The sequence below is a fragment of the Pseudomonas sp. B7 genome, assembly GCF_016735645.1.
Classification (GTDB): domain Bacteria; phylum Pseudomonadota; class Gammaproteobacteria; order Pseudomonadales; family Pseudomonadaceae; genus Aquipseudomonas; species Aquipseudomonas glycinae.
This window is the reverse complement of sequence record NZ_JAERRE010000001.1, coordinates 985619-1005535: the sequence shown is the minus strand read 5'-3', so window position 1 is coordinate 1005535 and position 19917 is coordinate 985619. Positions and strand designations below refer to the sequence as shown.

Below are 19917 nucleotides of genomic sequence, written 5' to 3'. Positions count from 1 at the left end.
ACCCGAATTTCTTGACGACCATAGAGCGTTGGAACCACCTGATCCCATCCCGAACTCAGAAGTGAAACGATGCATCGCCGATGGTAGTGTGGGGTTTCCCCATGTGAGAGTAGGTCATCGTCAAGATCAAATTCCGAAACCCCAATTGCGAAAGCAGTTGGGGTTTTGTTTTGCCCGCAGGAAAGTTTTTGCTCGCGTCAGCGAACAAATTTGCACAGTTATTTTCGAATCAGAACACTAGAATAGATCCCAACTTTTTCGGAGCCAGAGCCCTTATGTCAGATTCGGTTGACGCCCCAGGGCTGTCAGATTTACCGCTGGATGACTTGGTGGCCTGTCATGAGTGCGATCTGCTGATGCGCAAGCCCAAGCTTGCTCACGGCGAAAAAGCCCTCTGCCCACGCTGCGGTTACGAACTCTACGCTCATCGTCATAACGTGGTGCAGCGCAGTCTTGCCCTGGTCATTGCCGCGCTGTTGCTCTACGTACCGGCGAACTTTTTACCCATCATGCAGCTCAATGTTCTCGGGCAATCGTCGCAGGACACGGTCTGGAGCGGTGTGATCGGCCTGTTCAACACCGATATGCGCGGTGTTTCGGTTGTCGTATTCCTTTGCAGCATGGCGATTCCACTGTTGAAACTGTTGTGTCAGTTGATCGTGTTGCTGACGATCCGTTTCAACATCGGACGCAGTTATGGCCTGCTGCTCTACCGCATTTATCACCACCTCAAAGACTGGGGCATGCTCGAGGTCTACCTCATGGGCGTCCTGGTCGCGATCGTCAAACTGGCGGACATGGCGGCTATCACCGTGGGCCTCGGTCTGGCATGTTTCATCGGCTTGTTACTGGTTCAGGTCTGGCTCGAAGTGGTGATGTCACCGCACCAGATCTGGCAGGCGTTATCAGGAGAAGATGCCCATGCGGGCGATTGATGCGGGCATTCTGATCTGTACCGAATGCCACGAACTGAACAGGCAGGATGCAGACAGCGATGTGCAGACCTGCACCCGATGCGGTGCGCTGGTTCACGCCCGGCGGCCCAACAGCCTTGCGCGAACCTGGGCGCTGCTGATCACGGCCGCGATTATCTACATCCCGGCCAACGTACTGCCGATCATGACCGTCAGCTCACTGGGGCAGGGTGATCCGAGCACGATCATGTCCGGCGTCATCCAGCTGGTGCAGCACGGCATGATTCCGATTGCCGCCGTGGTGTTCATCGCCAGCATCCTGGTGCCGACGTTCAAGCTGGTGGGCATCGCGCTGCTGCTGTTTTCCGTGCAGCGCCGCCAGCCCTTGTCCGCCCGTCAGCGGATCTGGATGTACCGCTTCATCGAGTTCATCGGCCGCTGGTCGATGCTCGATATTTTTGTGATCGCCATTCTGGTGGCGGTCGTCAACTTCGGCCGGCTTGCCAGTGTCGAAGCCAATCTTGGCGCCATCGCCTTCGCCAGTGTGGTGATTCTGACGATGCTCGCCGCTGTCACTTTCGATCCCCGACTGATTTGGGATAACACGGAGTCGGACGCCGACCATGACTGATTTGCCTGTAGCGAAAACCCGACCGGCTTCGAACTGGTCTGCCATCTGGGTGCTGCCCCTGATCGCTCTGATTATCGGCGGCTGGCTCGGCTGGCGAGCCTATAACGAAACCGGCATCGAGATTCAGGTGCGGTTTGAAAGCGGTGAAGGCGTTCAGGCCAACAAGACCGAGGTGGTCTACAAAGGCATGCCGGTCGGCAAGGTGAAAGCCCTCAAGCTCGATGATGAAGGCTACTCCAAAGGTGTCATCGCGACCATCGAGATGAACAAGGATGTCGATCAGTACCTGAAGACCAGCACCCGTTTCTGGCTGGTCAAGCCAAGCGTGACCCTGGCCGGGATCACCGGCCTGGAGACCCTGGTATCGGGTAACTACGTCGCCATCAGCCCCGGCGAAGGCGAGCCGACCCGCAAGTTCAAGGCCCTGGCCGAAGAGCCACCGCTATCGGACTCCAAGCCCGGCCTGCACCTGACGATCAAGGCCGATCGCCTCGGTTCGTTGAATCGCGGCAGCCCGGTGTTCTACAAGCAGATCAAAGTGGGTCAGATCAAAAGTTACGTGCTGTCGGAAGACCAGAGCACCGTCGAACTCAAGGTGTTCATCGAACCGACCTACGCCAAACTGGTGCGCAAACACACCCGTTTCTGGAACGCCAGCGGCATCAGCATCGACGCCAATCTGTCCGGGGTGAAAGTGCGCAGCGAATCCCTGGCCAGCATCGTCGCCGGCGGTATTGCCTTTGCTACCCCGGAGAACCGCAAGGACAGCCCGCCTACCGATCCAAGCCTGCCGTTCCGTCTCTACGAAGACTTCGATGCGGCCGCCGCCGGTATCCGTGTAAAGGTCAAACTCAGCGATTTCGAGGGCCTCCAAGCCGGGCGCACTCCAGTGATGTACAAGGGCATTCAGGTCGGTAACCTGAAAGCGCTGAAAATCGATCCTGACCTGTCCAGCGCCACCGCCGAACTGACTCTCGACCCGCTGGCTGAAGACTATCTGGTCACCGGCACGCAATTCTGGGTGGTCAAACCATCGATCTCCCTGGCCGGCATCACCGGTCTGGAAGCGTTGGTAAAAGGTAACTACATCGCCGTACGCCCGGGTGACAAGGGTGGTGCGCCACAGCGTGAATTCGAAGCCCGGCCCAAAGCGCCGCCGCTGGATCTGCGCGCACCCGGCCTGCACCTGGTGTTGTTCACCGATACCCTCGGCTCGATCGATGTCGGCAGCCCGATCCTCTACAAGCAGGTCAAGGTCGGTTCGGTGCAGAGCTATCAGTTCTCCAAGACCCGCAAGCAACTGGTGATCGGCGTCCACATCGAGAAGGAATACGAAAACCTGGTCAACGCCTCGACCCGGTTCTGGAACGTCAGCGGCGTCACGCTGACCGGCGGTTTGACCGGCGGCATTCAGGTCAAGAGTGAATCGTTGCAGACCCTTATGGCCGGCGGCATCGCCTTCGAAACCCCGCAAGCCAAGGCACCGCTGCAAAAACGCATTCCGCGCTTCCGTCTGTTCGCCAGCCATGATGAAGCGAATCAGAAAGGCGCCGTCGTCACCATCAAGGTCGATCGCGCGGACGGACTGCGCAGCGGCACCCCGGTTCGCTTCAAAGGCCTGGACGTTGGCAAGATCGAAAGCGTCGACCTGACCGATGATCTGCAATCGGTGATCCTCACCGCGCGCATCACCGAAGTGCCGGAGAAGATCGCACGGGTCGGCAGCCAGTTCTGGGTGGTCAAACCGGAATTGGGTCTGATCAAGACCTCGAACCTGGAGACCCTGGTCACCGGCCAGTACATCGAAGTGCAACCGGCGGCCAAGAACCTCGGCCCGCAGAAGAACTTCGTGGCCCTGGCCAATCCGCCGGAAGTCACCAAGCAAGAGGCTGGCTTGAGTCTGGTATTGAGCGCTGCCCGTCGCGGTTCGCTGAAGCCGGGTGTGCCGGTCACCTACCGCGAAATCACCGTGGGCAAAGTCACCGGCTACGAACTGGGCCAGACAGCGGATCGCGTACTGGTGCACATCCTGATCGAACCGAAATACGCTCCACTGGTGCGCAGCGGCAGTCGCTTCTGGAACACCAGCGGCGTCGGTTTCGACATCGGCCTGTTCAAAGGCGTAACCGTACGCACGGAGTCGCTTGAAACAGCGATTCAGGGCGGCATCGCTTTTGCCACCCCGGACGGCGAGAAGATGGGCAACCCAGCCCGTGCCGAACAAACCTTCCCGCTGTTCGACAAGTTCGAAGACGAGTGGCTGACCTGGGCACCGAAAATTCCCCTCGGCAAATAATCCAGAGCCCATGAAAAAGGGCCGCGATCCATTGGATCGCGGCCCTTTTTTGTGCCCGTCAGTTACGTATCAAACCGCATCCAGCTCCGGCTCGTCAGCTTCGACGTTGATCGTGGCCTTCACCACATCGTGACGACGGATGTACTTCCAGTCCGCTTCGTCGATGTAGATGCCGGCCGGCCCGCTGCCGCCTTCCAGGTCGATGGCGACACTGGCGCACACCTGCGGCTTCACACTCGCCAGAATCGGCACGAAGCCCAGTTGCAGGCTGGTTTCCAGCAGTGCGGCCTGGTTCTTCTCGTCGATGTCCGCTGCCTCGTCGAGGTAATACGGCAGGCGCACGCGACCGGCCAGATCGCGATCCATCAAGTGCAGCAACAGGTACATGTTGGTCAGCGCCTTGATGGTCATCGTCGTGCCGTTGGACGCCGCGCCGTCGATGTCAGTGTGGATCACCGGCTGGCCGTTGACCTTGGTAATCTCGAACGCCAGTTCGAACAAGTCCTTGAGGCCGAGCTGGTTGTGGTTCGCCGCCACCAGCCGCGCCAGGTATTCCTTGGCCTCTTCGTTCTTGTTGTCCTGTTCCGCACTTTGGCTCAGGTCGAACACCGACAGGGTTTCGCCTTCTTCGTACTGACCGGCGCTGTGGATGATCTGGTCGATGTGTTTGAGCGCTTCCTTGTTCGGCGCAAGGACGATACGGAAGCTCTGCAGGTTGGACACCTGACGCTTGTTGATCTCGCGGTTGAACAGCGCCAGTTGATGCTCGAGGCTGTCGTAGTCGCTGCGGATGTTGCGCAGGGTCCGCGCGATATCGGTCACGGCTGCGCGACGGGCCTTGCCGAGGGTCAGGGCTTCGTCGGTGCGGTGCGCGTAAGCGTTGATCAGCAACGACAGGCGGCGCTCCATATCGTCTTCACTGTCGAACTTGGCCACGCCCTTGAGGCGCACCTGCGCGTACAGCGCCTCGATCTGGCCATCGGCGCGCAGCAGGCCTTGCCAGCTGTCCTGATAGTCGTTGAGCAGCGGCAGCAGGTTGTCCATCGAATCGTCGACCGGATCCATGAACGGCGTACCGAACGGCAGGTCCGCCGGCAGCAACTGACGGCGACGCAGGGCATCGTCGAGGGTGCGTTGCTTGGCTTCCATGTCGGCAATTTGCCGGCCGACCAGTTGCAGCTTGGCCGACAGTTGCTGGACGCGCTCGGTGAACGCATCGCTGGAGCGCTTGAGTTCGTCCTGCGCGGCTTCCATCTGCGCCAGTTGCTCGAGCTTGTCGCCTTCTTCGGCGCTCAGGGTCTGGGTGCGACGGAAGTCTTCCAGCGCCTTCTGCGCATCCAGCACCTGCTGGTACAGCGCTTCGGTCTGGGTCTTGCTCGCGGCGCGGTCGGCGGCCACCGCTTGCTGGGTCTTGAGTTGCTTGAGCTCTTTTTCCAGACGCTCTTTCTGATCGCGCAACGCGGCACGGTCGGCCAGCGCTTGCAGAGCCGGAGGCTCGATGTGCGAGATGTCGATCGACAGGCCCGGCACTTCGAAACGCTCGCCCTTGAAGCCGTCGAGGATCAGCTCCACCGATTTCACCCACTCGCCGTTCTCGTCGAGGGTGATGCCGTGTTCGCCCAGCGGCAGGCTGAACAGCGCGCTGTTGAACAGGCGCATCAGGCGCTCGACGTCCTGTTGCGAGAACTCTTCGCGCAGGCGGGCGTAGCTGTTGTTGTCGGCGTGATCGAGTTGCTGCTTCACCGACTTCAGGCGTTTTTCCAGATCGCGAAGACGTTCTTCGAGATCCTCGGCACTGAATTGACGGGACTGCGCCAGCGCACCGGCCAGTTCGTCGTGAGCGTCCTTGGCCGCCAGCAGTTGCTGCTCCAGCACTTTGACGTCATCGACCAGGGCGAAGCGGTTCTTCAGAACGGACAACTCGCCGAGCCAGCGCTGGATACCGGAGATTTCCCGCTCCAGACGCATGAGTTCCTGGGTGCCACCGCGCTGATCGTTTTGCAGATCGTCCTGCTCGCGACGGTAGTGCTCGGCCTGGATGGTCAGCTCTTCCTTGCGCGCCGTGGCGTAGTCCGACCAGGTGCCGAGCAAAGAGTCGAGCAGTGGCGACAGGCGATGCAGTTTGCCGCGCAGTACATCGCGCTGTTTCACGCCGTTGGCCAAGGCTTCGACCAACGGGCCGGCAGCGACCAGCGAGTTGTAGTCCTGTTCCATGCGCCGCACGTCGCGGAAGGCTTCTTCGCACGCCGCGATGTAATCGACGCTGCCGGAACGCAGGCTGTGTTCGAAGGCATCGAGGAACAGCTGCTTGAGCTTGGCTGCGGTGATTTCGCGCATGTGCAGCAGGTTGATGAACAGCGCACGGAAAGTCTTCAGGCTCTGCTCGCTGGTGGAGCGCAGTGGGATCAAGGTCAGATCCAGCGGGATCGACGTGTGACCGCCAACCAGCAAGCGACGCAGCTCATCCGGCTTGAGTTCGTAGGCTTTCAGGCCTTCTTTCTCAAGGTTGCTGAACAGCTCTTTCTGCCGCAGGCAGGTGTCGTTTTTCTGGTAGTGCGCCAGATCGAGCTTGCCGGCGTAGGCAAAGAACTGGTGACCGAAACCGCCACCCGGGCCGCGACCGACCACGCCGATCACGTGCGGGCCATGAGGCAGGTTCACTTCGACGAGGATGTAGCTGGTGTCGGAGGCAAAGTAGAAACGCCGGGATTGCTCCAGGCTGTACTTGCCGAAGCTCATGTCCGACATGCGCGCCAGGATCGGGAACTGCAAGGCGTTGATCGAGGCGGATTTACCGAGGTTGTTCGCGCCGTAGACCGACAGCGGTTCTTCCAGCGGGAACAGGCCAAGGCTGTAACCGGCGGTGTTCAAAAGGGCAAAGCGGCGGATGCCGTAGCGTTCCTGGCTCATGCGTCGGACTCCTGTTCTTCGGCAATGGCTCGGGCCAGTGCGTCTTCTTCGCTCTCTTCCTCAAATTCGCTGAGATCGAGCGGGTCGTCGGTGGCGAGGAATTTGGCCTCGGCTTCTTCGTCGATCAGCACCGGTGCCGGCAGCGGCAGAACACTGTGCACGCTGGCCGCCAGATCACGGTCCTGCTGGACCGACAGGCAGACGTCGAGGAATCGGTGCATCGGCGGCAGGAAACGGTACACGCCGTTTTCCTCGCTGGCGAAACCGAGCTGGGTCATGCGGCGCATGATTTTTTCTTCGAGTTCTTCGACGGTCTGCACTTCGGCCTGGATGAACAGGTCGCGGTACTTTTCCAGCAGCGACGGCAGTTCTTCACGGCCGAGGCTGCCGCCGTCGAGCACGGCGATCGGGTCGCGGCCCTGATCGGCCAGATGCTCGACCAGGATGAAAGTGAACAGCGCCAGGCGCTGAGCGGTCTTGTTCACCGCCGCTGCGGCCATGTCCGGCACGAAGTAGTAGAAACCACGGGTGTCGCAGACCAGTTCGAAGCCCAGCGCCTTGAACAGCGTGCGGTACTGGTCCTGGAAGTTCGACAGTTGCGCGTACAGCTCCGGGTCGCGACGGCTGACGTGGTAGCCCTTGAACAGCTCGCGAAAGATCGGCGCCAGCTGAGACAGTTCGGATAGATCAAGATGCATTGGGGATGCTCGCAGAATCCTCGGCGGCGGTATCGCCGGCCGAGAGCAGGGCGAAGGAGCGCAGGCTGACCTGGTGCTCGTGAGTGTGGTATTCGCGGCGTTCCAGACGCTCGCGCTTGAAGCGTTTTTCCCGCGACAGGCGCGAGAACCAGTACAGCAATTCGTCGGTCGCGCCGTCCGGCTCCTGCTCCAGCAGCCAGGTCATCAGGTCCGGCATCGGCAGGGATTCTTCGCAGCGGTCGACCATCTCGCGCACTGTGCGCGGTGCGCGAGGGGCATCGCCGGTCTTCTGCGATTTGTGCGCCTTGGGAAAACGCGCCGGTTTCGGCTCGAACCGGGCCAGGGCATAGACGTAGGCTTCAACCTGACTGGCGCTGCCGAGGAAGGTGCTTTGCGGCCGGGTGAACAGCGGCATCGCGGCTTGCGGCACGGCGTCGATGCCTTTGCGGCGGATCGCGGCCAGCGCCAGTGCGGCACCACGGGTCACGGCGTTGTGCCGGCGGGCTTCTTCACGCAGCGGCAGCAACAGCTCGCGGGCGTGACGCAGGGTCAGCTGGGCACTGGTCTGCATTTCGAGGATGCGCGCGTGGGTGCGCAGCAGCATGTCGTCATCGACCAGATGGCCGAGGCGTTGCTGTTCGCTGAGCATCTTCAGCAGCACGGTTTCGACCTTGCGCACGCCTTGCTCGAAGGCGCCGTCGGCGTTCACCAGATCGATCATCGGCTCGACGTATTCGTCCCAGGTCGCCAGTACTTCGGCGTAACGCTGACGCAGCGGAATCTGCCGGTCGCTGGTCTTGGCCCGTTCGGCCACGGCCACCAGCGCCTGTTCGTCGTTGTCGAGTTTCTTCAGAACGTCGCGCACGCGCATGTCGAGCAGGCGCAGCTGACGCGCCAGATCATTGCCGTCACGGACATCGAACGCGTCCTGGATATAACCGGCCAGACGCTCGAGGTGACGCAGATAGGCTTCGATCTCCAGGCACAGGCCCAGTCGGTGTTCCCTACGCAGGTAGGCGAGGAAGTCGTGGATCTGCGCATTGAGCTCGAAACGGTTCGGGCTTTTCGCCACGGGAACCAGAATGTCGAGACGGATCCACACGTCGAGCAGGCTGGTGATGTCCTGCGGCGTGCTGTCCAGTTGCTGGGCGGCCAGTTGCGTGCGCAGTTCGTTGAGGCTCAGGGTGCCCTGGTCGAAGTGCTCGCACAGTGGCTCCAGAAGTGCCCAGTGTTCAGCGAGGGCGCGCAAGACGCGCTTGGGTTCGATCATCGGAATGGCCGGCTGGTTGGCGATTAAAAGCCGCGATTGTACTGCATCACGAAGGATGCGATTCACTCTCGGGACGGGCTGTCGCTTTTCTTTGCGTCAAGCTATCGGTCAAGACTATCGATCAACAGCGCGCGATCTTGAGCGAAGGGCGGTAGAATCAGCGCACTTCAGTTATCCACAAGTGGCCGACCCTTGCTAATCGAGTCCCGCCGCCGCGCCTATTTGAACGCCATGCAGGTGGTCAACTGGCTGCCGCGCACCGAATTGCCCTTTGCCGCGCCGTCGCGGCCCGAGCTGCTGGACATGCCCGAGCCCGAGATTGCCGCGCCGGTGATCCCGGCCATCCCGGCCGAAGCGCCGGAGCAGCCGGCCACGCGTCCGGTCGAACGGCCGAAAATCGAAGTTCCGCGACCTTCGCTGGCCAGCACCCGCACGGGCGCCAAACCGGTCGAAGAAGTCGACGAAACACCCGTGGTGGCCAAGCCGGCACCGGTGCCGCCACCACGTTTTGCCCTGCAATTGCTGCGCGCCGGCCGTTGCCTGCTGCTGGTGGAGTTACCCACAGGCGAAGCCTTCCAGTCCCGCGATCCTGCCTATCTGTTGCTCAAGGACATGCTGCGCGCCGCCGGTCTGCCGGACGCGCCGCAGATTGTCGGTGAGCCGGTGCGCTGGCCGTGGCTGAACCGCGGCACGATGGATCAGGGCCCTGAAGCGGCCCGGGATTTCGTCCAGGGATTCCTGTCGGTGCAGATGGAGGCGGCGCCGTGCGCCTGCCTGTGGCTGATCGGCCTGCCGGCGGTGCGCTTTGCCGGTGAAGCGGATGCCGAAGCGTTCAACACTGAATTGCAAATCGAGGGTCTTGGCCTGGCGTGGGCCGTGCCGGGGCTGGAATTGTTGATGGATGAGCCACAGCGCAAGGCCGCCGTGTGGCAAGCCATGCGTCGGCTGATGGCGCGCTGGAAAGAATCGAATGAGTGACGCTGTATCGTTTCGCCCGATGACCGAGGCGGATCTGGACGCCGTGCTGAAGATTGAATTCGCCGCGTACAGCCATCCGTGGACCCGCGGGATTTTTCTCGACGGCCTGGGCAAGTACCAGATCTGGCTGATGTTCGAAGGAGAGCAGCAGGTGGGCCACGGGGTGGTGCAGATCATTCTCGATGAGGCGCACCTGCTCAACATCACGGTCAAGCCGGAAAACCAGGGGCGCGGGCTGGGGCTGACCCTGCTCGAATACCTGATGTCCCGCGCCTACGCCGCCGATGCCCGGGAATGCTTTCTGGAAGTGCGCGACAGCAACACCTCGGCCTTTCGCTTGTACGAGCGCTATGGCTTCAACGAGATCGGCCGGCGCCGGGATTACTACCCGGCGGTCGGCGGGCGTGAAGATGCCGTGGTCATGGCCTGCACGCTCGTCGACTGATCGCGGCAGGTGTCCTCAGCGCTTGCGATCCAGCGGATCGCGGCGCGCCAGTTCCGCTTCATCCAGCCCGTTGCCGCCGCCGATGTCGTTGCCGTCGACCACGCTCAAATCCCAATCGGCCTGATTGCCTTCACCGAGTTCCCGAGCATCCCGGGCACCGTCCTCACGGATCAGGGTTTCCGGGCTAAGGTCGTCGTCGGTAGGCTCATGATCGGCGGTCGATGCCCCAGTCAAACCGGCTTCGCGCACGCGCTCGCGTGGCATCAACTGTTCGCGCTCGCGTTCAGGCAGTTCATCGCCGATCTTCGCACTGGGCTCTTCATCGTCGAAATCCAGCTCGTGCACCGACCCCATGCGGTCTTCGTTATCATCGATGGGCTCCGGTTGCACCGCATCGAAGGGACGTCGTGAATCAGTCATGGCAATTCCTCATACTGTGGGCCTTACTGAGGTGGACTCACCGGGCGCGCGAGAATTCAAAGCAAATCACCAGCGATCCGTGCGTGACCCCGACGGGCGGTCGACTGTCATACCAGCGCATCTTTCTTGAGGCCTTACAGCATGCATGACTTACAAGACCTGATTGATAACAACGAGCGTTGGGCTGACGCGATCACCAAGGAAGACCCGGATTTCTTCGCCAAGCTGGCCCGTCAGCAGACGCCTGAATATCTGTGGATCGGCTGCTCCGACGCACGGGTTCCGGCCAATGAAATCGTCGGCATGCTGCCGGGCGATCTGTTCGTTCACCGCAACGTCGCCAACGTGGTGCTGCACACCGACCTCAACTGCCTGTCGGTGATCCAGTACGCAGTGGACGTGCTCAAGGTCAAACATATCCTGGTGACCGGACACTACGGCTGCGGCGGTGTGCGGGCGTCGATGCAGGATCGTCAGTTCGGCCTGATCGATGGCTGGCTGCGTTCGATCCGTGACCTGTACTACGAGAAACGCGAAGAACTGGCCAGGCTGCCGACCGAAGAAGAACAGGTCGATCGTCTGTGCGAGCTCAACGTGATTCAGCAAGTGGCCAACGTCGCCCACACCAGCATCATCCAGAACGCCTGGCATCGCGGGCAGAGCCTGTCGATCCACGGTTGCATCTACGGCATCAAGGATGGTCGCTGGAAGAGCCTGAACACCACGATCAGCGGTTTCGAGCAATTACCGCCGCAGTACCGCTTGCGTCCGGTCGGCGCGCCTTGACCGGTCGTTCAGCGTAAACCTTGTCGCCGCCAGCTGAGCAAATAGCGCTGGCCTTCAAGATTGGGTGATTCGTCGTAACCGGTGATCCACCCGCGGCAGCGCGAGGACCCGCAACCGCAGGCGAACTGCCGCAGCAGTTTGTCTTCGGTGGCGGTGTAATCAATGGTCAGCCTTTCACCCTCCACAATGTCGCGTAGGGCCCATACCCATAATTCGCTCATGTCGAGAAAGGTGTTCGGGTCGCAACAATGCTCGAACGCGCCGCAAAAGCGCGGATCGTAAAGATGGATGCCGGCCAGCAATTGCCGGGTCTGCCGGCAGCGATAGGGCAGCAACTGGCCTGAAACCCGGCACATTCGGGTGATGCGCATGAATGCCCGGCACGCTATGACAGCGGTGGCCACGCCGTCGGGATCGTGAACAATCTCGAAATCCTGTTTTGACGGAAATCCCAGGCGCACAGGGAGTCCGGCAAAAGGATAAATGCCCTCGGTATCGCGTGCCGCTTTACCCGGTAGTGCGTAAGTGTTCATAACGATCCCTGTTGGATTCGGTGTCGCGACATCCCTCGGCTGACGTCCTGTCAGTCCTGCAACACGATTGATTGGATCCAAGATCCCGTAAATCACACTAGCGGTCTACTGTCAGATCTGACAGGCGAAATAGACGCTTTCCCGAGTCAGCCGAGGCTGACACGGGAGCGTCGCACGTTCGTTCAGAGGTGGGCGGCGGGCGCGGCCATGTCCGGCAATGGACTTTTCAGCTGTTGCAGCTGGGATTTGACCGGTGCGGTCGAACAGGTTTTGTCCGCCTGTGCCACGGTCTCGTTGCGGATCGTGGTGTAGAACAGCTCGCAGGTCTTGGCTTTCTGCGTCACTTGCCAGGTCTGGGTGCAACTGTTGAGCAGTGTCTTCGGATCGGTGCCCGGTTTGCTGCCCATTCCGGCCTGCCAGCAGGCAGCGCTCAAGTCTTGTCCCATCACCTTCAGACCGGCCGCATCGGCCTTGGCCTGGGCATCGTCGCCGGTGTAGTTGCTCGGGTCGGCGGCGTACCAGATGTAGCTCGGGTGGTTGGAACCCAGCACCGGTACGTTCACCCCCGCGCTCGGGCTGATGGTCGCCAGGCCCAGTACATTCACGGTCGCACCGTATTGCTGCTTGATCCAGTTACGCACCGGCGCACCAAAGGCAACCATCGGCAGCACGGTGCCGCTGGCGTTCTGGCTGACCTGCCTGACCATGGTGGTCTGGTAATCCTTGAAGTAGTCGTACACGCCTTCCAGATCCTTGCCGGCGCTGGCGGGCGCGGCGATCGGGGCGATGTCGATGATGGTCTGGTAGGCCGGCGTCTGGTCGGCGGGAATGCCATTGTCGGTTAGCAGCGCGGCCCAGCGGTCGGTAGTGTTCGAGCGCAGGTAATCCTGGGCCTGGGTCAGCGAGTAATCCGGCGGGAAGTGCAGCAGCTCGACACTCTTGCGGTTTTCCAGGGCCATGCCCAGTGGCAGGAACAGATACCAGCTGTACGCCCATTTGCCGTCGGCGTTGAGCTTGCTGGCGCCGGTGTAGGCCAGGTCGCCGGCGTCCAGCAGCGCGGTCAGCGGTTTGTCGTAGCCCTGTGGTACGCCGCTGATTTCGGCATAGAGCTGATCGTTGTCGTTTTTCACCAGCACCTTGGCGTTGGTGTAGCCGTCACGCTGCACGCTCTGGCTCAGGTAATGGGCGACGGTCTGCTCCAGCGTCCAGTTGCGAAAGCAGATCACGCTGCAATTGTTGGGGTAGGCGAAGAGGCGGGTGACGCGTTCGGTGCTGCCCAGTTTCAGGTCGACATCGGCGTGGGCGGCGGCGCTCAACGTGAGCGCCGCGAGGGTGAGGCCTGCGAGTTTCAACATGCTCAGATCCTTTTCAGCGAGGGTAATACCTTGGTGGAAGGGCTATCCGGCCCGCGTCTAGCCTAGCCGGGGAACAGGTGTTTCAGCGAATAACCAAGCTGACTCGCAAGAGTCACCCCGGTCATGAACACCAGAAACAGCAGTTGTAACGGGCTGAAGTGCGCCCAGTGCAGGGCGGTCAGCCAAGGGTGTTTGTCACTGAATTCCGGGTCGAGCGTACCGATGCGCCGCTTGTGCCAAAGCCCGATCACGATGACGCCGATGTAGGTGAAGGCTCCCAGGCCGCCGAGCATGACCGAGAACAGCAGGATCATGACGGCTTGCGGCACGCCATGGCGCAGCACAAGCCAGCGGGTATCAGGGTTCCATCGGCGTGGAATGATCCTTTCGGTCAACCACAGATCCTGAACGATCAAATGGGCGCTGATCAGAAACCAATAACTCAAGCCGATCCGGAAAAACCAGACAGGAACGCAGGCGAAGGCCAGGGGAATGACGATGCTCATGGCTGTGGTTTTATGCTCGGCGGGCAGATAGAACAGCCACAGCGCCAGCGCGATCGCCGCCCATGACTGCATCCAGGTTTCGGCGGCGATGTAGCGCGGCAGAAAGCGTCGCCAGTAGAAGACGTCGGCGTACGGCAGGCGGGCGAGCAGGTCGGGGAAGCGCCACTTGAGGGTTTCCGACAACTGCTGGCAGGCCTGCCAGTCCGCCGGAATGAAGCGGTCGGTCATGTCTTTCTGTTGCCGCGGCTTCATCGGGCTGATCAGCATCCGTGCGGCCAGCGCATCGGGCGACCCGTTGCGCTGATCTTCGGCCCGGGCGCACAGATTGTCGTAGAGGCTTTCCTGATTGCAGCGCTCGATCATCTCCTGCCAGAGCCAGTCCGGTTGCGGATGGATGCCCTTGGTGTCGTCCCAACCAAACAATTGGGAGACGCGGTCGAACAGCGGCACGCTCCACTCCGTGTCCTGCAGCAGTTGCAGGATGATCTGCTGCCAGTGTTCCCGACGGTCGAACACCTGGAGCCAGGGTTGGGCCGTGTAAGTCTTGAGCAGCGCGAGAAATTCGCGCTCGTTTTGCGATGCGAGCAGCGTTTCCAGCGATTGTCGGTAATCCGCCAGCAACTCGTTGGCGAGAATGATGCGCTGCCGGTCGCCGATGACGATCTCCTGCCATGGGCCCAGCCAACCCAGGTGCTGTACCGCCCAACGGGCAATCGAAAGGCGCAGGGCGGGCTGATCGAAGCACAACGTCAGCAACAGGGTCTGGAACGCTTGCGCACAGTCCTGCTGGCACGCTTGCTCCCAGCGCTGGTCCAGATTGGTGTCCGAGAGGCCGTCCAGCAATTGCGACGCGGCTTCAACGGCCGAGTCGGCGGTCTGCTCCGCGGGCTCCGGGTTCAGGGGTTGTACCCGCAAGGTCTGCGACTCGAGCGGTGCTTCGGGCGCGGCCGGGGCCACCGGTTCGAACAGCGCCGCAGGGTAATCCCGCGCATCGGTCCCGGTCTTCTGCAGTGGCTGGGCCATGGACTGCTCTTGTACCGCCAGCGCGGCGATCCCCGGGGCCAGCATGACGTCGTCGTGCTCTTCGGTCTCTTCGTTTTCAAGGCGCCACTGGGCAATCGACAGTGCGCGTTCATAAGCCTCGCGCAGGCGCTGGAAGCCTGCGGCATCTTCATCGGGCCGAAAGACTTTCAGCAGACGCGCATAGCTGCGCTTGATATCACGCAGCCCGGCGTCTTCGGGCAGTTGCAGGACGGACCAGCATTCCATGTCGTGCTTCCTTACTGCCAGGGGCTGCGGTCGAGGGCGCTCAATTGCTTGCTCAGTTCGGTACGGGTTTCACGGATCTGCCGCTCGTCCTGGGAGTCCAGCGCCTGCTGGAATTGCTTGGCCCAATAGCCGATCTGATCGCGCAGGTCGCCCAGGCTTTCCTGATACAGACGTTCCAGCCGTGCACTGAGCAGGGTGTTCACTTGCTGCTCGCGCGGATGGATCTTCAGTTGCGCCAGGGCTTGCAGACGCTGCTGGATTTCCTCGGGCGTCAGCACGCCGGGGTTGTTCTCGATGACCAGCGAATGCTGCTGACCGGTCAGAGGAATGCTGACCTGGGCTTCGAGCAGGCCGTTGTTGTCGTAGGTGAAGCGCACATCCAGCTCGACTTCGCCGGCCTTGCGCTTGGGCACCTTGATGTCCAGTTGGCCGAGCGCCACGTTGTCTTTGACCAGACGGCTTTCACCCTGAAAGATTTTCACGACGACCTGTTCCTGATTGTCGTGAAGGGTCTGCACGGTTTTCACCCGGCTGACCGGGACGATGCTGTTGCGCTCGATGATCGGCAGGTAATGACCGCTTTCATACTGGCGACCGACCTGAGTGGAGGTCTCGATCCCCAGGGTGTAGGAGCAGACATCGGTGAGCACCACTTCTTCCAGCGCGGCCGAACGGGCCTTGAGCGCCGCCTGAATCGCCGCGCCCTGAGCGACCACTTGATCCGGATCGAGGCTGATCGACGGGAAGCGGCCGAACAGCCCGGCAGCCAGTTTGCGCACCAGCGGCATGCGGGTCGTGCCGCCGACCAGCAGGATTTCATCGAGGTCGCTGACGCGGATGCGTGCGTCGCGCAGGGCCCGTTCGATCGGCGCGCGCAGGCGTTCGAGCAACGGCATGTACAGCGTCGCCATTTGCGCCTGAGTGATGGTCTGGGTCCATTGCTTTTCGCCGACCTGCAATCTGAATTCGGCGCTGGCGTCCTGGCCCAGTGCGCGGCGTACACGCTCGGCTTCGCGGCGCAGCGGCTGGAGGATGGTCGAGCGCTCGGGGAAATCCGATACGTTGCGATGCTGATCGATAAAGTGCTCGAGCAGCACGTTGTCGAAATCCTCGCCGCCGAGGAAGTTGTCACCGGCGCTGGCGCGCACTTCCATGACGCCTTCGAAGAGTTCGAGAATCGACACGTCGAACGTACCGCCGCCCAGGTCGAACACCAGGAACGAAGTTTCCTTGTCCCGTTGGTGCAGTCCGTAGGCGAGTGCGGCGGCGGTGGGTTCGTTGATCAACTTTTCGACTTTCAGGCCCGCCAGCTCACCGGCGATGCGCGTGGCCTTGCGCTGGGCGTCGCTGAAATACGCCGGAACGCTGATCACGGCTTCCGTGACGGTCTGGCCGTAGGTGCGCTCGACGTCTTCTTTCAGACTCTTGAGTACCAGCGCCGACAGCTCTTCAGGACGGAATTTTTTATCCCCGAGGTAGACCTCCGTCGCACTGCCCATATGACGCTTGAACAGCGACGCGGTCAGACGCGGATGAGTGTGCAGGCGTTCGCGGGCAGCTTGCCCGACCAGAATCCGGCCCTGATCGTCAAGGCCCACCACGCTGGGTGTCAGGAACTGCCCCAGGGCGTTAGGCACCAACTCAGTGGCATCGCCGCGCCATACGGCAACAAGGCTGTTGGTGGTTCCCAGGTCAATCCCGACGATCATTGCAACGAACTCCCTTTGCGCTCTGACAAAAAATGAAACAGATATTGGCGCGCAAGAATATTACCGAGGCAGTGGCGCGGTAAAGAAAGATGATGGCTCTGAGCCATTATTTGCGACAGGCAACTGCAGGAAGGATTGTTCGGGTCGCTTTTTGTCGAAGGGGGCGAAGGGAAAGACAGGGCACCGGAGCCGGCGCCCTGTCGTCATCGTTTAAGGCATGACGGGCGGCAGATACGAAAGTGTCGTACCCAGAGCCCACAGCAGCACCAGCACCAGCGGCGTGTGCACCAGCAATTGCACGAACGAAAAACCGATCAGATCCCGCGCCTTCAGCCCCAGCACGCCCAGCAGCGGCAGCATATAGAACGGGTTGATCAGATTCGGCAGGGCTTCGGCGGCGTTGTAGATCTGCACCGCCCAGCCGAGGTGATAGTTCAGATCGTTGGCCACCTGCATCACGTACGGCGCCTCGATGATCCACTTGCCGCCGCCGGACGGAATGAAGAAACCGAGAATCGCCGAGTACACGCCCATCAGCAGTGCATAGGTGTCGTGGGAGGCAATGCTGACGAAGAACGTCGAGATGTGATGGGCCAGAGTCTGGGCATCGGTACCTTTTACCGTGGTCATCAGCGCGGCAATCGAGCCGTACAGCGGGAACTGGATCAGCACCCCGGTGGTGGTCGGCACGGCGCGCGACACTGCATCGAGGAAGCTGCGCGGGCGCCAGTGCAGCAACGCGCCGAGCATGATGAACAGGAAGTTGTAGGTGTTGAGCCCGGAAATCGCGGTGATCGCAGGTTTGGTCGAAAACTCGTGGAACAGCCATCCGGCCGCCAGCAGCACCAGCAGGATGATCAGCAGCGGGCTGTGTTCCAGCCATTCGCCAGGGCGGGTGCGCGGTTGCAGCGGTGGCAGGTTGAAGGCCGGGTCGATGCCGCAGGCCTTGGCGTCACGCGCCGAGTTCGGGCCGGGCGCGGTGGCGTAGGCGATGATGATCGAAATCACGATCAGCGCCAGCAGCATCACGCCCGACTGCCAGAGGAAAATCGTCTGGGTGAACGGAATCACCCCGGTGATCGACAGGATCGACGGCGGCAGGCTGGCCGGGTTGGCCTGCAACTGCGCGGCGGACGACGACAGTCCCAGTGCCCACACGGCGCCGAGGCCAAGGTAGGCGGCGGCACCGGCGGCGCGATAGTCCATTTTCAGATCGGTGCGGCGGGCGAGGGCGCGAACCAGCAGACCGCCGAACACCAGCGACAGGCCCCAGTTGAGCAAGGACGCGACCATCGAGATCAGCGCGACCCACGCCACGGCAGAGCGACCGTTCTTCGGGATCCGCGCCAGGCGATCGATCAGTTTCACGGCGGGCGGCGAACTGGCCACGACATAACCACCGATCACCACGAACGCCATCTGCATGGTGAACGGGATCAGGCTCCAGAATCCGTCCCCGAACGCCATGGCGGCGTCGGTGGGTTTGGCGCCCATGGCCAGGGTCGCCAGCGCGACGATGATCACCGCCAGTGCGGCGAACACCCAGGAGTCGGGAAACCAGCGTTCGGCGAAACTTGAACAGCGCAAGGCAAAGCGCGCAGAGCGGCTATCTTCGATATCAACGGCCACGGGAGTACCTCGGATTTTTATGTTTATTGTGGTCTTCGGGGCCTGGCCGGCCCGTCTGGACAGCTGCCAACAGTAAATCAACCGGCGGATTTTTGTGACCGTGTTTTGCTGAATCAGACTATGGTCTAACGGGTTGTCCGGCGGCCCGTTTGCGTAGACCATGGGCGCCTTGGTTTTTTGCCTGCCAGAGTTCTTTACCATGACTGCCCATTCCACTGCCCGACCGGCGCCGTTCAGCCGTTCCGACTACAAGACCCTCGGCCTTGCGGCCCTGGGCGGGGCGCTGGAGATCTACGATTTCATCATTTTCGTGTTCTTCGCCCTGACCCTCAGCCAGTTGTTCTTCCCGCCGGAAATGCCCGAGTGGCTGCGCCTGCTGCAAAGCTTCGGGATCTTCGTCACCGGCTATCTGGCGCGCCCGCTGGGCGGGATCCTGATGGCGCATTTCGCCGACCGGTTGGGGCGCAAGAAAGTCTTCAGCCTGAGCATCCTGATGATGGCGCTGCCGTGCCTGCTGATCGGGATCATGCCGACCTACGCGCAGATCGGCTATTTCGCACCATTGTTGTTGTTGGCGTTGCGCATCCTGCAAGGCGCGGCAGTGGGCGGTGAAGTGCCGAGCGCCTGGGTGTTCGTGGCCGAGCACGCGCCGGCCGGGCATCGCGGTTATGCCCTGGGCTTTCTGCAGGCCGGGCTGACCTTCGGTTATCTGATCGGCGCATTGACCGCGACTTTCCTGGCGCAAGTGTTCACCCCGGCCGAAGTGCTCGATTACGCCTGGCGTTATCCGTTCCTGCTCGGTGGGGTGTTCGGTGTGATCGGCGTCTGGTTGCGTCGCTGGTTGAGCGAAACTCCTGTTTTCATGGCCATGGAAGCGCAGCGCGAGGCGCGGGTCGAACTCCCGCTGCGCACCGTGCTGCGCGATCATCGACTGGCCATGTTGCCGGCGATGCTGCTGACCTGCGTACTGACCTCGGCGGTAGTGGTGTTCGTGGTCATTACCCCGACCATGATGCAGAAAACCTTCGGCATGACCGCCGGCCATACTTTTGCGTTGAGCGCGCTGGGCATTGTTTTCCTGAACATCGGCTGCGTGATCGCCGGACGGCTGGTCGATCGCATCGGCGCCTGGCGCACGGTCATGCTCTACAGTCTGTTGCTGCCACTGGGGATCGGCCTGCTTTACACCTGCCTGATCAGCGGCGGGGACTGGATCGGTCTGGCCTACGCCATCGCCGGGCTGTGCTGTGGCGTGGTCGGTGCGGTGCCGTCAGTGATGGTCAGCCTGTTCCCGGCGCGGATCCGCGTTTCCGGGATCTCCTTCACCTACAACATTGCCTACGCCGCCTGGGCCAGTGTCACGCCGTTGCTGCTGATCGGTCTGATGCCATGGAGCCCGTGGATCTGCGTGATGTTCTGCGCGGTGATGGGCGCGGTGGGCGTCGTCAGTGCAGCGTATTTCGGCTCGCGGATGCCGCGCGCGGAGCCGTGTCCGGTGGCCGGCACCGCCTGAGTTGTCGAGGCTTAACTATTTTTGTAGGACAAGCCTCGCGCGCTCTTCAGAAAAG

General features: G+C 61.5%; 16 protein-coding genes and 1 rRNA gene. 8 read left to right on the top strand and 9 right to left on the bottom strand.

The window, feature by feature from the left end; all coding sequences use genetic code 11:
* Positions 1-10: 10 nt before the first annotated feature.
* From rrf to JKA62_RS04725, 4 genes are all read left to right on the top strand, one after another.
* Positions 11-126, top strand: a 5S ribosomal RNA gene (gene rrf, locus JKA62_RS04740).
* 149 nt (positions 127-275) lie between these two features.
* Entirely contained in the window at positions 276-935 is a 660-nt protein-coding gene (locus tag JKA62_RS04735) for a paraquat-inducible protein A (protein WP_007951772.1), read from the top strand.
* A complete protein-coding gene (locus tag JKA62_RS04730; protein ID WP_011335949.1) occupies positions 922-1545 on the top strand; it encodes a paraquat-inducible protein A in 624 nt (207 codons plus the stop codon). The genes JKA62_RS04735 and JKA62_RS04730 overlap by 14 nt, the downstream gene beginning before the upstream one ends.
* Entirely contained in the window at positions 1538-3841 is a 2304-nt protein-coding gene (locus tag JKA62_RS04725; RefSeq protein ID WP_201816505.1) for a PqiB family protein, read from the top strand. Before JKA62_RS04730 ends, JKA62_RS04725 begins: the two co-directional genes overlap by 8 nt.
* Positions 3842-3910: 69 nt before the next feature.
* Here the strand turns inward: JKA62_RS04725 and mksF are convergent, their stop codons facing one another.
* The 3 genes from mksF to mksB are packed head-to-tail and all read right to left on the bottom strand — an operon-like array spanning position 3911 to position 8719.
* Complete coding sequence (gene mksF, locus JKA62_RS04720; protein WP_115079213.1) at positions 3911-6751, bottom strand: Mks condensin complex protein MksF; 2841 nt, start codon at positions 6749-6751, stop codon at positions 3911-3913.
* Positions 6748-7449: an Mks condensin complex protein MksE gene (gene mksE / locus JKA62_RS04715; protein ID WP_011335946.1), complete on the bottom strand. Its 702-nt coding sequence runs from the start codon at positions 7447-7449 to the stop codon at positions 6748-6750. The genes mksF and mksE overlap by 4 nt, the downstream gene beginning before the upstream one ends.
* Positions 7439-8719 (bottom strand): Mks condensin complex protein MksB, encoded by a 1281-nt coding sequence (gene mksB / locus JKA62_RS04710; RefSeq protein WP_162803847.1) that lies wholly within the window; start codon positions 8717-8719, stop codon positions 7439-7441. The genes mksE and mksB overlap by 11 nt, the downstream gene beginning before the upstream one ends.
* Before the next feature lie 231 nt (positions 8720-8950).
* Here mksB and JKA62_RS04705 point away from each other — a divergent pair, with 231 nt between their 5' ends.
* A complete protein-coding gene (locus tag JKA62_RS04705; protein ID WP_201816546.1) occupies positions 8951-9697 on the top strand; it encodes an energy transducer TonB in 747 nt (248 codons plus the stop codon).
* Entirely contained in the window at positions 9690-10142 is a 453-nt protein-coding gene (rimI, locus tag JKA62_RS04700) for a ribosomal protein S18-alanine N-acetyltransferase (RefSeq protein WP_007951758.1), read from the top strand. Before JKA62_RS04705 ends, rimI begins: the two co-directional genes overlap by 8 nt.
* A 15-nt stretch (positions 10143-10157) precedes the next feature.
* Here rimI and JKA62_RS04695 read toward each other — a convergent pair whose 3' ends face one another.
* Positions 10158-10562 (bottom strand): hypothetical protein, encoded by a 405-nt coding sequence (locus JKA62_RS04695; RefSeq protein WP_011335943.1) that lies wholly within the window; start codon positions 10560-10562, stop codon positions 10158-10160.
* A 141-nt stretch (positions 10563-10703) separates the two neighbouring features.
* On the opposite strand from JKA62_RS04695, the gene can reads away from it, so the two are divergent.
* Positions 10704-11348, top strand: coding sequence for a carbonate dehydratase (gene can, locus JKA62_RS04690; RefSeq protein WP_011335942.1), 645 nt, complete (start codon positions 10704-10706; stop codon positions 11346-11348).
* 8 nt (positions 11349-11356) lie between these two features.
* Here can and JKA62_RS04685 read toward each other — a convergent pair whose 3' ends face one another.
* The 5 genes from JKA62_RS04685 to JKA62_RS04665 all read right to left on the bottom strand — a co-directional run bounded on the left by JKA62_RS04685 (position 11357) and on the right by JKA62_RS04665 (position 18349).
* Complete coding sequence (locus tag JKA62_RS04685) at positions 11357-11881, bottom strand: lysine methyltransferase (RefSeq protein WP_041475429.1); 525 nt, start codon at positions 11879-11881, stop codon at positions 11357-11359.
* Positions 11882-12063: 182 nt separating this feature from the next.
* Positions 12064-13236: a hypothetical protein gene (locus JKA62_RS04680; RefSeq protein WP_011335940.1), complete on the bottom strand. Its 1173-nt coding sequence runs from the start codon at positions 13234-13236 to the stop codon at positions 12064-12066.
* A 62-nt stretch (positions 13237-13298) separates the two neighbouring features.
* Entirely contained in the window at positions 13299-15011 is a 1713-nt protein-coding gene (locus JKA62_RS04675; protein WP_011335939.1) for a J domain-containing protein, read from the bottom strand.
* 11 nt (positions 15012-15022) lie between these two features.
* Positions 15023-16720: a molecular chaperone HscC gene (locus tag JKA62_RS04670; RefSeq protein WP_011335938.1), complete on the bottom strand. Its 1698-nt coding sequence runs from the start codon at positions 16718-16720 to the stop codon at positions 15023-15025.
* A 210-nt stretch (positions 16721-16930) separates the two neighbouring features.
* Entirely contained in the window at positions 16931-18349 is a 1419-nt protein-coding gene (locus tag JKA62_RS04665; protein ID WP_007951749.1) for a short-chain fatty acid transporter, read from the bottom strand.
* 199 nt (positions 18350-18548) lie between these two features.
* Between JKA62_RS04665 and JKA62_RS04660 the strand changes: the two genes are divergently transcribed.
* Positions 18549-19862: an MFS transporter gene (locus JKA62_RS04660; protein ID WP_041475428.1), complete on the top strand. Its 1314-nt coding sequence runs from the start codon at positions 18549-18551 to the stop codon at positions 19860-19862.
* Positions 19863-19917: the final 55 nt, after the last annotated feature.

What these genes read in the sequence shown, in the direction of transcription:
- JKA62_RS04675 (WP_011335939.1), bottom strand. Translation starts at nt 15,011, where the DNA reads ATGGAATGCTGGTCCGTCCTGCAACTGCCCGAAGACGCCGGGCTGCGT.
- JKA62_RS04670 (WP_011335938.1), bottom strand. Translation starts at nt 16,720, where the DNA reads ATGATCGTCGGGATTGACCTGGGAACCACCAACAGCCTTGTTGCCGTA.
- JKA62_RS04695 (WP_011335943.1), bottom strand. Translation starts at nt 10,562, where the DNA reads ATGACTGATTCACGACGTCCCTTCGATGCGGTGCAACCGGAGCCCATC.
- JKA62_RS04735 (WP_007951772.1), top strand. Translation starts at nt 276, where the DNA reads ATGTCAGATTCGGTTGACGCCCCAGGGCTGTCAGATTTACCGCTGGAT.
- JKA62_RS04660 (WP_041475428.1), top strand. Translation starts at nt 18,549, where the DNA reads ATGACTGCCCATTCCACTGCCCGACCGGCGCCGTTCAGCCGTTCCGAC.
- JKA62_RS04730 (WP_011335949.1), top strand. Translation starts at nt 922, where the DNA reads ATGCGGGCGATTGATGCGGGCATTCTGATCTGTACCGAATGCCACGAA.
- mksB (WP_162803847.1), bottom strand. Translation starts at nt 8,719, where the DNA reads ATGATCGAACCCAAGCGCGTCTTGCGCGCCCTCGCTGAACACTGGGCA.
- mksF (WP_115079213.1), bottom strand. Translation starts at nt 6,751, where the DNA reads ATGAGCCAGGAACGCTACGGCATCCGCCGCTTTGCCCTTTTGAACACC.
- JKA62_RS04705 (WP_201816546.1), top strand. Translation starts at nt 8,951, where the DNA reads ATGCAGGTGGTCAACTGGCTGCCGCGCACCGAATTGCCCTTTGCCGCG.
- JKA62_RS04725 (WP_201816505.1), top strand. Translation starts at nt 1,538, where the DNA reads ATGACTGATTTGCCTGTAGCGAAAACCCGACCGGCTTCGAACTGGTCT.
- JKA62_RS04685 (WP_041475429.1), bottom strand. Translation starts at nt 11,881, where the DNA reads ATGAACACTTACGCACTACCGGGTAAAGCGGCACGCGATACCGAGGGC.
- JKA62_RS04680 (WP_011335940.1), bottom strand. Translation starts at nt 13,236, where the DNA reads ATGTTGAAACTCGCAGGCCTCACCCTCGCGGCGCTCACGTTGAGCGCC.
- mksE (WP_011335946.1), bottom strand. Translation starts at nt 7,449, where the DNA reads ATGCATCTTGATCTATCCGAACTGTCTCAGCTGGCGCCGATCTTTCGC.
- can (WP_011335942.1), top strand. Translation starts at nt 10,704, where the DNA reads ATGCATGACTTACAAGACCTGATTGATAACAACGAGCGTTGGGCTGAC.
- rimI (WP_007951758.1), top strand. Translation starts at nt 9,690, where the DNA reads ATGAGTGACGCTGTATCGTTTCGCCCGATGACCGAGGCGGATCTGGAC.